Annotated in this window: 12 protein-coding genes; 2 read left to right on the forward strand and 10 right to left on the reverse strand. The window is 68.6% G+C overall.

The features are described from left to right. Positions 1–97 precede the first annotated feature (97 nt). Positions 98–1,372: an outer membrane protein assembly factor BamB gene (locus BST10_RS00170; protein WP_013829688.1), complete on the forward strand. Its 1,275-nt coding sequence runs from the start codon at positions 98–100 to the stop codon at positions 1,370–1,372. Positions 1,373–1,379: 7 nt separating this feature from the next. Here BST10_RS00170 and BST10_RS00175 read toward each other — a convergent pair whose 3' ends face one another. From BST10_RS00175 to BST10_RS00215, 9 genes are all read right to left on the reverse strand, one after another. Further along, complete coding sequence (locus tag BST10_RS00175; protein ID WP_013829689.1) at positions 1,380–2,081, reverse strand: esterase; 702 nt, start codon at positions 2,079–2,081, stop codon at positions 1,380–1,382. A gap of 77 nt (positions 2,082–2,158) precedes the next feature. Further along, the gene (locus tag BST10_RS00180) at positions 2,159–3,517 is read right to left on the reverse strand and encodes a THUMP-like domain-containing protein (RefSeq protein WP_235673738.1); all 1,359 of its coding nucleotides are present in this window, start codon (positions 3,515–3,517) and stop codon (positions 2,159–2,161) included. Then, complete coding sequence (locus BST10_RS00185; protein WP_013829691.1) at positions 3,418–4,389, reverse strand: class I SAM-dependent methyltransferase; 972 nt, start codon at positions 4,387–4,389, stop codon at positions 3,418–3,420. The genes BST10_RS00180 and BST10_RS00185 overlap by 100 nt, the downstream gene beginning before the upstream one ends. A gap of 86 nt (positions 4,390–4,475) precedes the next feature. Continuing rightward, a complete protein-coding gene (locus BST10_RS00190; RefSeq protein WP_165757160.1) occupies positions 4,476–5,543 on the reverse strand; it encodes a histidine phosphatase family protein in 1,068 nt (355 codons plus the stop codon). Between the two features lie 167 nt (positions 5,544–5,710). After that, entirely contained in the window at positions 5,711–6,823 is a 1,113-nt protein-coding gene (locus tag BST10_RS00195; RefSeq protein WP_308214898.1) for a histidine phosphatase family protein, read from the reverse strand. A gap of 105 nt (positions 6,824–6,928) precedes the next feature. Beyond that, positions 6,929–7,951 (reverse strand): histidine phosphatase family protein, encoded by a 1,023-nt coding sequence (locus tag BST10_RS00200; RefSeq protein ID WP_083035689.1) that lies wholly within the window; start codon positions 7,949–7,951, stop codon positions 6,929–6,931. A gap of 206 nt (positions 7,952–8,157) precedes the next feature. Next, positions 8,158–8,823, reverse strand: coding sequence for an enoyl-CoA hydratase (locus tag BST10_RS00205; RefSeq protein ID WP_083036093.1), 666 nt, complete (start codon positions 8,821–8,823; stop codon positions 8,158–8,160). Beyond that, on the reverse strand, positions 8,820–9,638 hold the full coding sequence (locus tag BST10_RS00210) for an NUDIX hydrolase (RefSeq protein WP_013829696.1): 819 nt from the start codon (positions 9,636–9,638) through the stop codon (positions 8,820–8,822). Before BST10_RS00210 ends, BST10_RS00205 begins: the two co-directional genes overlap by 4 nt. Next, a complete protein-coding gene (locus BST10_RS00215) occupies positions 9,635–10,489 on the reverse strand; it encodes an ABC transporter ATP-binding protein (RefSeq protein WP_013829697.1) in 855 nt (284 codons plus the stop codon). Before BST10_RS00215 ends, BST10_RS00210 begins: the two co-directional genes overlap by 4 nt. Before the next feature lie 161 nt (positions 10,490–10,650). On the opposite strand from BST10_RS00215, the gene BST10_RS00220 reads away from it, so the two are divergent. Next, a complete protein-coding gene (locus tag BST10_RS00220; RefSeq protein WP_083035691.1) occupies positions 10,651–12,033 on the forward strand; it encodes a PE-PPE domain-containing protein in 1,383 nt (460 codons plus the stop codon). 9 nt (positions 12,034–12,042) lie between these two features. Here the strand turns inward: BST10_RS00220 and serB are convergent, their stop codons facing one another. After that, positions 12,043–13,269, reverse strand: a complete 1,227-nt coding sequence (gene serB / locus BST10_RS00225) for a phosphoserine phosphatase SerB (RefSeq protein ID WP_013829699.1) — start codon at positions 13,267–13,269, stop codon at positions 12,043–12,045. Between the last annotated feature and the right edge of the window lie 34 nt (positions 13,270–13,303).

Consider the following 13,303-nt stretch of genomic DNA (forward strand, 5'->3'; position numbering starts at 1 on the left):
GCGAGGTGGTTCCGCTCACGCGCTACCCTCACCTGGACTCGTTCACCAGGGATTGGGGATTGCCACTGTGTTGCGGCGACGTGGTGTCCTGGCGACCATGCTGGCAGCGGTGACGGCGGCAACACCGGCGCTGGGTGGTTGCGCCAATACCGACTCGTGGGTGGAGGCTGCTCCGGCAGCGGGCTGGCCCGCCCAGTACGCCGACGCCGCCAACAGCAGCAACACCGCCACCGCGGGGGCGACCGACCTGCAACTGGACTGGACCCGCTCGGTCAAGGGCGAGTTGGGCGCCGGGCCCGCGGTGGGTGCTCACGGCTGGCTGGTGCTCAACGCGCAGACTGAGGACGGTTGTTCGCTGATGCAGTGGGAGAACGCCGAGCACGGCAGGCAGCGCTGGTGCACCCGGCTGCATCAGGGCGGCGGATTCTTCGGTCCGCTCATCGACGGCTTCGACAACGTCTACGTCGGCCAGCCGGGGGCGATGTTGTCGTTTCCGCCGACCCAGTGGATTCGCTGGCGTGCCCCGGTGATCGGGATGCCCTCGACGCCGCGGATTCTCGGCGACGGTCTGTTGCTGGTGGTGACCCACCTGGGTCAGGTGTTGGTGTTCGACGCCCACCGCGGAGCCGTCGTCGGCACGCCACTGGACCTGGTGGACGGCGTTGACCCCACCGACTTCCGCCGGGGTCTGTCGGACTGCGACGCCGCCCGGCCGGACTGCCCGGTCGCGGCCGCACCCGCCTTCTCGGCGGCGAGCAACACCGTGGTGGTGAGCCTGTGGCAGCCGGGCGCCGACGAGTCCGGACTGGTGGGCATCAAGTACCACCCGGGCGGCACCCCATTGCTCACCCAGGAGTGGACCAGCGATGCGGTCGCCGCCGGGGTGCTGGCCAGCCCGGTGCTGTCCGCCGACGGTGCCACCGCCTACATCAACGGACGCGACCAGCGGCTGTGGGCGATCAACGCGGCCGACGGCAAGGCGAAATGGTCGGTGCCGCTGAAGTTCCTGGCCCAGACACCGCCGGCGGTGACCCCCGGTGGGCTGATCGTGGCGGGCGGCGGGCCGGAGACCGAACTGGTCGCCTTCGCCGATCGCGGTGACTACGCCGAGCAGGTGTGGCGCCGTGACGATGTCACGCCGCTGTCGTCGTCGAGCCTGGCCGGAAAGGTCGGGTACACCGTTGCCGCCGGCACCAGCGTCGGCCCGGCCGGCTTGTCACTGCTGGTGTTCGATCCCGACGACGGCCACAGCGTCAACAGCTATCCGCTGCCCGAATCGCGCGGCTTCCCGCTCGGGGTGTCGGTGGGCCGCGACCAACGGGTGGTGGTTACCACCAGTGCCGGTCAGGTCTTCAGCTTCGCCCCGGTGTAGCGGCCGCTCAGATCGCCAGCGCCGGTAACGCGGTGCGCGGCACCTTCACCGAGGTGGCGCCGGCGCTCATCGGCAGCAGTTCGCCGGGCGCGAAGTAGAAGATCACCTCGTCGTTGGTGATGGCGAAGTTCTGGTAGTGCGCGGGGTCCATCCCCGAACCCGAGGAGATCAGGATCGCCGGCACCCCGGTCTGGCGCTCGAGGTCTCGTTGCACCACCGGAAAAATCGTGTCCAGCGGCTTGCTGCCCGGCGCGAACAGCGTGTCGAAGGTGATCGGCTTGCGCGCCGCCAGGTCGTAGTTGAAGGACTGATACCAGGTGGAAGGCTGTGGGCCGCCGAGATCCTGGAAGATCTTCAGCACGACGCTCTGCGTGCCCTTGGGCGGCTGGCCGGAACGGTGCTGTTCGGAGATGGCGTCCATCTCGTACGGCATGTCGCGCCCGCCGGGCGACTTGGCCACCGTCAGGAACCCGTCGCGGTTCTGCACCAGGTAGTCGGTCAGCGTCTGCTGATCGGGGTAGTCGATCGGAAACTTCATGTCCAGCGTGTAGTTGGCGGTCGAGGCGTGGACGTGGCACAGCTGCCCGGACTCCACCGACCCGCCCAGTTCGGCACAGGACGAGGTCGCCAGCGCCGACGGCATATTCGCCATGCCCAGCCAACCGCCCACCGCCCCGCCCGCCAATAGGGCGGCCACCAGAATGCGCATTGTTCGGTTCGTCTCGCTTTGTGTCGACTTGCCGCGGCAAGCAGGAATGGCCCGAAGTCGATAGCCTACCGGGCCAGTCAGCGGGACGGCTGGCAGACGAACGCAATCGGCCGAGCCGCAGTCCCCGACCCGATCCGGGTGATCACGACCGATAGCCGCAGCCGGCCGCGCAACCGCAGCCGGCGCCGTAGCCCATCGGGATCGGCTTGCACGTCACGGACGCCGCGCACCAGGATCTCCAGTGCGCCGCAGCCGTGTGCGACCAGCGTCTGACGAAGACGTTTCTCGCTGTAGGGCAGTTCCTCGAGCACCTCGAACCCGCGTATCCCGTCCGGCAACCGGTCGCCGGACAGGTAGGCGATGTCGGGATCGAGCTGCCACAGCCCGTGGCGGGTTGCGTACTGGCGGACCAGCCCGGCCCGCACCACCGCGCCGTCCGGGTCGATGATCCAGCGGCCCGCCGGCCGCACGTCGCAGTCGTCCGGGTCGGCGTCGGTGAGCTGCTCGCCGCGGTCCAGGATCGTGGCGCGGCGACGAACGCCGGGCGCGGCCAGCCCGGGCGACCACAGGCAGGCCTCGCGTACCGAGTCCCGCCACGAGGTGACTTCGATTTCGCCCTGAAACCCGAGCATCCTGATTTTGTCGAAATCGATTCCGGGAGCAGTCTTTACAACCAGGTCCCGGCCGGCGTAGACCTCCAGCAATCGATCCAGGGCGGGCTGATAGTCGGCCGGGTCGAAGCGGCGGCGCCCGCCGCCGCGACGGCCCGGGTCGGCCAGCACCACCGCGTCGCGGGTGACCGGCGTCAGGGCGTCGGCGCGAACCAGGGCTATCCCGCCGAGTCCATGCGGCGGTCCCAGCTTCGCCTCTCCCCCGTCGAGCCTCGCTGAACCGCCGAGGTTGTGCCGCGCCATCGCCAGCCGCACCGGATCGAGATCGCCGCCCAGCACCCGATCGGTCAGCTCGGTCAGCGCTGCCAGTTCGGTGCCGATCGAACAGGTCACGTCGTGCACGACGGCATCCGGCGCCACGGTGTTGATCCGGTGCGCCCGGTGCCGCGCCACCGCTGCGGCGCTGGCCTGCTGCAGCGCCTCGTCACTGAACAGCCACTGCGACGTCGCCGGCAGCTCGGCCAGCTTGGCCGCCGCCCGGCGGCGCAGCAGGGTGGTCTCGACCAGGGCGGGGGTGCGGTCGCCGAACCGGGACCGCAGCGCGGCCGTGTCGGCGACGCGGGTGGCGTCGGTCAGCGCGAACCCGGCGACCTCGGCCAGGTCGGCGTTGCCGGCCGCCGAGCTGAGGTAACCGACGTCGTCGGCTTCGAAGCAGAAGCCGGCACTCAGGACGGTTTGACCCCGGTGACCATCACGTTGTAGAACCAGCCCTTCGGCACCACCCGGCGCAGCAGGTTGGCGTCCACCCAGCTCAGCGTCGTCCAGCTGCGGAACGCGAACCTCGCCCAGCCCCAGCCGAGCTTGCCCGGGGGGACGGTCGACTCGAAGGTTCGAACCGGCCAGCCCAGCATGGCGGCGGTGAACTCTTCGCTGGCGGTGCTCACCTGCACCGCTCCGGCATTGGCCGCCATCCGCTCCAAATCCCGCGGTTCGAAGGTGTGCAGGTCCACGATCCATTCCAGGGCCGCCGCGCGCGAGTTCTCGTCGAGTTCTTCCTGCGGCCGGCGCCAGGAGCCCATCCCGGGCAGCTTCATCGCGGCGACCGTGGTCTTCCAGGTCAGGTCGGCCAGCCGGCGCGCGTAGAAGTTGCCGACCGTGGTGGGCTCGCCGGCGAAGACGAATCGGCCGCCGGGCTTGAGCACCCGGACCACCTCGCGCAGCGACAGCTCCACGTCGGGAATGTGGTGCAGCACCGCGTGGCCGACCACCAGGTCGAAGGTGTTGTCCTCGTAGGGAATACCCTCGGCGTCGGCGACTCGGCCGTCGACGTCCAGGCCGAGGTTCTTGCCGTTGCGGGTGGCGACCTTGACCATGCCCGGCGACAGGTCGGTCACCGATCCGCGCCGCGCCACACCGGACTGCATCAGGTTGAGCAGGAAGAACCCGGTGCCACAACCCAATTCCAGCGCCCGGTCGTACAGCGGCTCCGGCCGCGACCGCTCGGATGCGGGCACGATCACGTCGAAGCGGCCGCGCGCGTAGTCGATGCAACGCTCGTCGTAGGAGATCGACCACTTATCGTCGTACTGCTCGGCTTCCCAGTCGTGGTAGAGCACCTGGGCGAGCTTGCTGTCGTGCCGGGCGGCCTCCACCTCTTCGGCGGTCGCGTGCGGGTTCGGCGTCGGTTCCGTACTCATGATCGGTCAGCCTAAAGCCTGATTGCCGGACCGGCGAAGTCGGGCGCAGCGAGGTCACCGCCACGCCGGGGCCCGCCGCCTGCGGTTCAGCCCGCCAGGGTCGCCAGCGCGTCGCCGATGACGTCACCGGTGTCCGCGGCGCTGCCGCCGGTGGCGTCGCCCATGGCTGCGGTGACGGTGTCGATCACCGCCTGTGGGAACCCGGTGAACGCCGCGACCACGTCGGTGAAGCCGGTCTGCAGTGCGGCGGTGATGTCGGCCGAGTCGCCGCCCTGGATGGCCTCCCACAGGTGCCACAGCGCGATCTGCGGCGCGGTGATCAGGTCGCGGAAGTCGACGAACAACCCGGTGAACAGGTCCGGGGTCGCAGACACCGCTATGCCGTCCCAGCTGACCAGCGTCCAACCGTCGGTGGGGTTGCCCTCGAGGACGGCCTGGCCACCGTTGGGCGGCGGCCCGCCGTTTTCGAGCACCGTCTGAATGATCGGCCAGACATCCGGGTTCTTGACGTTCATCAGAATCCAGATGGCGATAACACCGCCACTGGAATATGCCACGTCGGTCATCGGCCCATCGCCGGCAATGGTGTTGTTGTAGATCGTGTCGACGGCGCTGGAGATCTGATCCTGGAACACCACCCCGTTGTATGCGGTGCCGGGCTCCGAGACGAAGAGGTTGCCCAGAATCCACGACGCCATCGGCAAGAAAAAGGAGGCTTCGGTGATCAGATTGCGGGGCTGGTCCTCGAACAGCCCGGCGGGGATCTCGTTGAGGTCCGAGAGCACCTGCACATCCGGCATCCCCGGCAACAGGGCCAGCGCGGCTGCGGACTCCTGGGTCCGGACGAGTTCTGAGGCGTAGATGCCGGCGATACCGCCGGGGAACTCGTTTTGGATGGCGGCGGCGACGTCGTGCGCCTGCTGCTCGCCCAGCGCGGTGAGGTGAGCACCGGGCGGCAGCGTGCCGAGAATGTTGTTGAGATCGTCGGTCGATTGCCCGTGCCGCACCAGATCCAGCGTGATGTCCTCGGCGGCCAGCGCGATGTCGAAGGCGCGTGCGGACGGCGGCGGCGCCACCGGTATCGCGGTGACGATCCCGGCACCAGCCAATGCGATGCCCACACCGATCCACCGATAGCTGATAAGTCGCTGCATGCTCAGCCTCCCCCCGGAGTGAAGCGATGTGACCGCTCTCACGGTACTCACGTTGCGATCAGCTGAGCAATGCCTGTTCTCGGCGAATTCGACAGCTCCGGTTCAGCCCGTCCTGATACGAAGCCGGGCGCAGCGGGGTTACCGCTGCGCCCGGACTCTCGGGTGCCTCAGCCCGCCAAGGCTGCCAGCGCGTCGCCCAGCGCGTCGGCTGCGCTGCTACCGGCGGTGTCGTCCATGGCTCCGGTGATGGTGTCGATCACCGCCTGCGGGAACGCCGTGACCGCGGCTAACACATCGTTGAAGCCGGTCTGCAGCGCGGCGGTGATGTCGGCGGGGTCGCCGCCCAGGATGGCCTCCCAGATGTGCCAGCCGGCCATCTGCGGCGCGACCATCAGGTCGCGGAAGTCCACGAACAGCCCGGTGAGCAGGCCCGGGTTCTCCGCCACCTCGGTTCCGTTCCAGCTGACCAGCGTCCAGCCGTCGGTCGGGTTGCCCTCGATCACGACCTGGCCGGTGTTGGGCAGAATGCCTTGCAGCAGCGACTGGAAGTAGAGCTCGAAGTCCGGATTCTTGACGTTCATCATGACCCAGGTGGAGATCGACGCGGCATGCGAGAACGCCACGCTGCTGAAGCCGCCGTCGGCGTCGGTGGCGCCGTTGTTGTAGATCTGCTCGACGGCGTCACCGAACCGGTCCTGGAACGCCATGCCGTTGGGGTCGATCGTCGAGCCCAGCTGCGGCACCCAGTACTGGCCGAACATCCACGACAGCGGGCCCACCAGGTACAGCAGCGCCATCAGCTGATTGTCCTGCGAGGTGCCCTCGAGGATCCCGGCGTTGAGTTCGTTGAGCCCCGACAGGATCGACAGCGGGTGGTCCGGCGCACCGGCTGCCGCCAGCCAGTCGGCGGCGGTCTGCTGGGTTCGGATGAACTCCGAGGCGTAGACCCCGTCGTAGAAGCCCGGGTCGGCCAGGTGCTGCGGGTTGTCGGGGTCGGCGAGGAAGGCGGCCTGCTCGGCGCCTTCGGCCGTGATCGGCGCCCCCGGGGGCAGTGTCCCGATGATGCCTTCCACATTGTCTTCGGACTGGCCGTGCCGCACCAGGTCGAGCACCATGTCGACGGCGGTCAGCTCGATGTCGGTCACGGCGATGTCCGGCAGCGGTCCAGCGATCGGGACGACCGGGGCGGCGGCCACCATGCCGGCGCCGACGAGCGCGACTCCGGCGGTGATCCACGGGCGGGTTTGGCGCATGATGATCTTCTCCTTCAGCGAGTCCATCAGATCCGTTACGCTCCGGCGCGTAGCGCAATGCTGTTGCTGAAGTTAACCCGTCGATTTACCTATGTCAATGCTTAAGAGGTTCGAAATTTCCGCACGGTGCAGCTAGCCGCCGAAGGCGTCGGTGAAGGTGTCGACCACTGCCTGCGGGAACGCGCTGATAGCAGCGACGACCTGTTCGAACCCGGTCTCCAGCGCGGCGGCGATCTCGGCTTGATCGCCGCCTTGGATCGCCTCCAGGATGTGCCAGGTAGCGATCTGCGGCGCCGTGGTCAGATCCCGCCAGTCGACGAACAAGCCGGTGAGCAGGTCCGGGGTCGCCGACACCTCGTGGCCATCCCAGCTGACCAGCGTCCAGCCGTCAGTCGGGTTGCCCTCGATGACCACCTGGGCGGCGTTGGCCAACGGACTGAGGGTCTTGATCCCCTCGTTGATGACCAGCCACAGATCCGGGTTCTTGACGTTCATCAGCGTCCAGATCGCAATGGTCCCGGCGTGCGCGAACGCCACGCTCGTCGTCGGGCTCTCCGGGTCGGCGATGGTGTTGCCGTAGATGGCCTCGATCGCGTCACTGACGCGGTCGTTGAACACCACGCCGTTGACATCGATCGTCGACCCCAGTTGCGGCATCCAGTACTGCCCCATGATCCACATGACCGGAGCGAAGATGTAGCCGATCTGGGTGAGGATGTTGAGCGGCTCGCCTTCCAGAAAGCCGCCGTGAAGTTCGTTGAGCCCGGCCAACGTGGTGATGTCCATGTTCAGCAGGTCCGCCAGCGGCTGTGCGGTGTCCTGGGCACGGAGAAACTCCGAGGCGTAGATGCCGTCGATCCCGTCCGGGAACGCCGCCTGAATCCCGGGTGCGACGTCGACCGCCTGCTGCTGCCCGAGCGCCGTCAGTGCTGCGCCGGGCGGGATGGTGCCCAGGACGTCCTCGGCGTTGTCCACCGACTCACCGTGGCGCACCAGATCGAGCGTGATGTCCTGGGCGGCGAGCAGGATCTCGGCCGCGGTGGGGATGGTCAGCGGCACCGCGACCGGGTTGACCACCGGACCCGCCGCGACGGCGCTCGCGCTGACGAGCGCGACGGCGCCGGCGATCCAGGGACGGGTGACACCTTGCTGCATTGACGTCTTCCTATCGGCGACACCGCGGACGGGTCCGCGCAACTTAAACGTTGGCTGATAGTAACATGAAAGCAGACCATTTTCCGCGAAGGCGCACAGTGAGCGTCGAAGCGTGAAGAGCCCGGCGAACCGGTCCGGAATTTGAGCCACACAGCCGCCCAGCCCCGTACTAGATGTGAGCCAGCTCACATCGGGTGCTCCGGCGGCTAGGACGGACCGATGCGGCCGTCGATCGCGGATTTGATCGCGGCCAATGCCTGCGACGGGGTGTCGACGAAGCGTCCGGCCCATTTGACCGCCGCGTCATAGACGCCATCGGGGGCCACCATGTCCTCGACCACGCCCAGCGCCAGCGCCTCTTCGGCATCGAAGAACCGTCCGCTGTACGCCAGTTCCTTGGCGCGGCTCGCGCCGATGGTGTGGGCCAGCCGGTCCAGCCCGGCCACCTCGGGGACGAGGCCGGCCAGAATCTCGGTCGCGCCGAACTTGGCGTTGTCGCCGCTGATCCGCCAGTCCGCGGCCAGTGCCAGCGCCAAGCCGCTGCCCAGCGCGTAGCCGGTGACCGCCGCGACCGTCGGCTTGCCGATGGCCGCCACGGCCTGTACGGCCTCCTGGCGGACGCGGCCGAACTGCTCGGTCTCGGCGGCGATCAGGGTGCGCAGCTCGGGCACGTCGTCGCCGGCACAGAAGATCTCGTGCCCGCCGAACAACACCACCGCGGCGATATCGTCACGGGTCGACACCGCCACGGCGGCCTCGGTGATCTCCCGGTAGACCTGCCGGGTCAAGGCGTTGGTCGGCGGCCGCGACAGCACCAGGGTGGCAATCCCGGGGGCATCCGATGCGGTGTGGACGGAAACGAATTCGCTCATCCGGGCCACCGTTTGCCGCGCGCCGCGTTGTATCGCTCCGAGTTGAAGAATTCGATCTGCCAGTTGTCGCCGACACGAGCCAGCCCCGGCTGCGTCACCACGATCTCGCGTTCCAGCGCCAGCACATCCTCGACGCTGCGGCCCGCCAGCGAATCGAGTTGAGTCCAGGTCGGCGGCAGCAGGAAGCTGCGACCGGCCGCGAAATCTTCGATCGCGGCTTCCGGGGTGAGCCAGCCGGCTCGGTCGGACTCGGTGTTCTCACCGTCGGCGCGCTGCCCGACCGGCAGTGCTGCCACGAAGAAGTAGGTGTCGTAGCGCCGGGTGCGCTCGGCCTCCGGTGTCACCCAGTTCGCCCACGGCCGCAACAACTCGGCGTGCAGCACCAGGTTCTCGGTGCGCAGGAAGTCGGCGAACGACAACTCGCCGACGGACAGTGCGCGACGGGCGTCGGCGTACACCGACGCATCGGCGACCACGCGCCGCGAGTCGTCGGCGGGTCCGGCGAACAGCACACCGGATTCCTCGAACGTCTCCCGCACCGCCGCGCACACCAGCGCCGCGGCCAAATCGATCTCGACGCCGAAGCGCTGCGCCCACCAGGCCGGCTCCGGCCCGAACCAGGCGACCTCGGCACTGCGATCCCGCTCGTCGACCCCGCCGCCGGGAAACACCATCACGCCCGCGGCGAACTCCATCGCGGCATGGCGGCGCATCAAGAACACGTCCAGGGGTCCGCGCCCGCTCTCCCCGTTGCGCACCAACATCACCGTGGCGGCTGGTCGCGTCGGCAGCGGCGGCGGCTGCGGAGCGCTCATGCGCGCCTCCGATGCGCCGCCCGGCTGCGGGTCCGGCGGGCGAAGTACCGCCCGTCGATGACGTCCAGGGAGATCGACTGGCCGAACGCGGCCGACAGATTCTCGGCGGTCAGCACATCGCTGAGCAGGCCGGCGGCGACGGTGCGGCCTTCGGCCAGCAGCAGGCAGTGGCTGAATCCGATCGGGATCTCCTCGACGTGATGGGTGACCAGCACGATCGCCGGGGCGTCGGGGTCCGCGGCCAGATCCGCCAGCCGGGCGACCAGTTCCTCGCGACCGCCCAGGTCGAGGCCCGCCGCCGGTTCGTCGAGCAGCAGCAGCTCCGGATCGGTCATCAGCGCGCGGGCGATCAGCACCCGCTTGCGCTCACCTTCGCTCAACGTGCCGTAGGTGCGGTCGGCCAAGTGCTCGGCGCCGAGACTTTCCAGCAGGTCGATCGCGCGGTCGTGGTCGACGGCGTCGTAACGCTCCCGCCACCGCCCCAGCACCGCGTAGCCCGCCGAGATGACCAGGTCGAGGACCGTTTCATTGTCCGGTATCCGCTGGGCCAGCGCCGCGGAGCTCAACCCGACCCGGGCGCGCAGCTCGGTGGTGTCGACCCGCCCGAGCTGTTCACCGAGCACGAAGGCGACGCCGGAGGACGGATGTTCGGTGGCAGCGGCGATCCGCAGCAGCGACGTCTTGCCGGCCCCGTTCGGCCCGATGACCACCCAGCGTTCGTCGAGTTCGACCGACCAGTCCAGCGGACCCACCATGGTTCGGCCGTCACGGCGCAGCGAAATCCCCTCGAAGTGGATCAACAGGTCTTGATCGGCCGCTGCGCGGGGGCCGGGGCGTCCGGTGTCGGGCACGGCCCTATGGTGCCGTACCCGGCTCCCTCGGCGACCGACCGGGGTGCCGATGGGCCCGGGAGCACGCAAAAGGCCGGCTTGGCAGGAAGCGGCGTGAGATGTTGTAACTTGCATCACAGTAAGCACATATTCATGTCTCGGCTATCGTTCAGGGGGCCCCCATGGTTCGTGGTTCCGGCGCGGTCGCGGTCGTCCTCACCGGCGCCTGCCTGCTCAGCTCCCCCGCCCCGCCGGCGACCGCCGCCGAGCTGCAGCCGGTTCGGCTCGCCTCCTCGCTGGGCGGCGGTACGGCGCTGATCCTGGGGCCCAGCGGCATCTCGACGCCGAGCCAGGCCTACGCCGATCTCGTCAACGAGTTGTATCTGGCACCGCACGGCTTCACCGGCACCACCGAGATCCTGACCACACCCCAGGGGCTGTACCCGTTCCTGGGCCCGTTCGGCGAGACCCTGGACCGATCACTGGTACAGGGCAACGAGGTCCTCGAAGCGGCGATCCTCGAACAGATCGCCGGTGGCCACGTCGATGCCGACAACCCGGTGGTGGTGTTCGGGTGGTCGCAAAGCGCGGTGATGTCCGCACAGCTCATGCAGCAACTGGCCGACCAGGGTGTACCGAGCGACTACGTCCACTTCGTGCTGCTCGGTGATGAGACCGTTCCCAACGGCGGCATGCTGGCCCGCTTCGATCTGCCGCTCGGGACGAATCCGACCATCCCCAGCCTGGGCCTGACGTTCAGCGGCGCCCAACCGACGACGCTGTTCCCGGCCGACGTCTACACCCACGAGTACGACGGGTTCGCCTCCTTCCCGCAGTACCCGATCAACTTCCTGTCGGTGCTCAACGCCGTGATGGGGATCCTCTTCCAGCACAGCACCTACCTGGGGCTCACCCCCGAGCAGATCGCCGACGCGGTGTTGCTGCCGGTCTCGGGCCCGGACGTGCTGACCGACTACTACATGATCCCGGCGGAGACACTTCCCCTGCTGGCCCCGCTACAGCTGTTGCCGTTCATCGGCGACCCGCTGGTGGACCTGCTGCAGCCGGCACTGCGGGTGCTGGTGAACCTGGGCTACGGCAACATCGAGAACGGCTGGAGTCCAGGCTTTGCCGATGTCCCCACCGGACTGGGTTTCCTGCCGGACGCACATGTGCTGCAACAGGTTCCGCAAGCGCTCGCCGACGGTGTGCAACAGGGGATCACCGACTTCTTCGCCCGGTTGGCCGACCCGGACAACTATGTCTACTCGCTGCCGGCTTGGGCCCAGCAACTGCTCAACGAGGCGGAGTTCATTGCGGGCAGCCAATTCTCGGTGCTGTCCATGGTTCCCACCACCTGGCAGGATCTCTTCGAGACCTTCCCGCCGCACACCGGCATTCCGCCGCTGGACATGCTCAGCGCAGTGTTGTTCACCCTGCCCGAGTACAACTACGAGATCTTCGCCGCCGAACTCGCCGACGGCAACCTGCTCGACGCCATCGGCATTCCGCTGGCCGCCGACCTCGGGCTGCTGCCGCTGATCATCGTCGGCGCGTTGTTCTGAGCCGGTCGGCTACGCGGGCGGGATCTCAACGCGGCGCAACACGCCGTCGTGCGCGTCGGCCGCCTCGATCTCGGCGCGGGTGACGCCCAACAGGAACAGCACGGTGTCCAGATACGGGTAGCTCAACGAGGCATCGGCGACCTCGCGCAACGCCGGTTTGGCGTTGAACGCCACACCCAACCCGGCGGCGGCCAGCATGTCGATGTCGTTGGCGCCGTCGCCGACCGCGACGGTCTGCTCCAGCGGCACGCCGGCCTTCTCGGCGAACTCCCGCAGCGCATCGGCCTTGCCGGCCCGATCCACCACCGGCCCGATCACCCGGCCGGTGAGTGTGCCGTCGACGATCTCCAACTCGTTGGCGGCCACGAAGTCCAGCTTCAGTTCGTCGGCCAGGGGTGCGATCACCTGCCGGAAGCCACCGGAGACGACCCCACATTTGAAACCGAGCCGGCGCAGCGTGCGCAACGTGGTGCGTGCGCCCGGGGTGAGCTCGATCTGCTCGGACACCTCGTCGATGACATCGGCGGGCAGGCCCGCCAGGGTGGCCACCCGGTGATGCAGCGACTCGGCGAAATCGAGTTCGCCGCGCATCGCGGCCTCGGTGATCGCCGCGACCGCATCGCCGGCGCCGGCGCGGGCGGCGAGCATTTCGATGACCTCGCCCTGGATCAGGGTGGAGTCGACGTCGAAGACGATCAGCCGTTTGGTCCGGCGCGACAGGCTGGCATCTTGGAATGCCACGTCGACCCGCTGCTGCGCGGCGACCTGGCTCAGCGCCGACTGCAACCGGCCCGCGGCGCCGACCGGCACCGATACCCGCAGTTCCAGGCCGGTCACCGGGTAGTCCGAGACGCCCCGGATCATGTCGATATTGGCATCGATCTCGGCGATCTCACGGGCGAGTGCTCCCAGCGCAGCGGGCCCTACCGGCCGTCCCAGCACCACGATCCGGTGCGTGGACGGCACGGCGATGATCGGGGCGTCGTCGCCGCGTTGGATCGTGACATCCAGGCCGACGCCGTGGATGGCTGCGGTGACCTCGGCGGCCAGCCTCGTTCCGTCAGCCACCTCCGATGGCGCCGACACCAGCACACCCAGCGTCAGCCGGCCGCGGACCACGACCTGTTCGACATTGAGCAGCTCGACCGGGTACTGCGAGAGCACCTCGAAGAGCGCTGACGTCACGCCCGGCTGATCCACGCCTGTGACGGTGATCAACACCGGCACCTTGGGCACGCTCACCCGCGGCGGCTGGCCGACCGGACCCGGC

Origin of the sequence: Mycolicibacter algericus DSM 45454 (assembly GCF_002086455.1) — a bacterium.
Classification (GTDB): Bacteria; Actinomycetota; Actinomycetes; order Mycobacteriales; family Mycobacteriaceae; genus Mycobacterium; species Mycobacterium algericum.

Bases quoted from the DNA above. Each gene is read 5' to 3' on its own strand.
- BST10_RS00170 (WP_013829688.1), top strand. From the start codon at position 98: ATGCTGGCAGCGGTGACGGCGGCAACACCGGCGCTGGGTGGTTGCGCC.
- BST10_RS00175 (WP_013829689.1), bottom strand. From the start codon at position 2,081: ATGCGCATTCTGGTGGCCGCCCTATTGGCGGGCGGGGCGGTGGGCGGT.
- BST10_RS00185 (WP_013829691.1), bottom strand. From the start codon at position 4,389: ATGAGTACGGAACCGACGCCGAACCCGCACGCGACCGCCGAAGAGGTG.
- BST10_RS00190 (WP_165757160.1), bottom strand. From the start codon at position 5,543: ATGCAGCGACTTATCAGCTATCGGTGGATCGGTGTGGGCATCGCATTG.
- BST10_RS00195 (WP_308214898.1), bottom strand. From the start codon at position 6,823: ATGGACTCGCTGAAGGAGAAGATCATCATGCGCCAAACCCGCCCGTGG.
- BST10_RS00200 (WP_083035689.1), bottom strand. From the start codon at position 7,951: ATGCAGCAAGGTGTCACCCGTCCCTGGATCGCCGGCGCCGTCGCGCTC.
- BST10_RS00205 (WP_083036093.1), bottom strand. From the start codon at position 8,823: ATGAGCGAATTCGTTTCCGTCCACACCGCATCGGATGCCCCCGGGATT.
- BST10_RS00210 (WP_013829696.1), bottom strand. From the start codon at position 9,638: ATGAGCGCTCCGCAGCCGCCGCCGCTGCCGACGCGACCAGCCGCCACG.
- BST10_RS00220 (WP_083035691.1), top strand. From the start codon at position 10,651: ATGGTTCGTGGTTCCGGCGCGGTCGCGGTCGTCCTCACCGGCGCCTGC.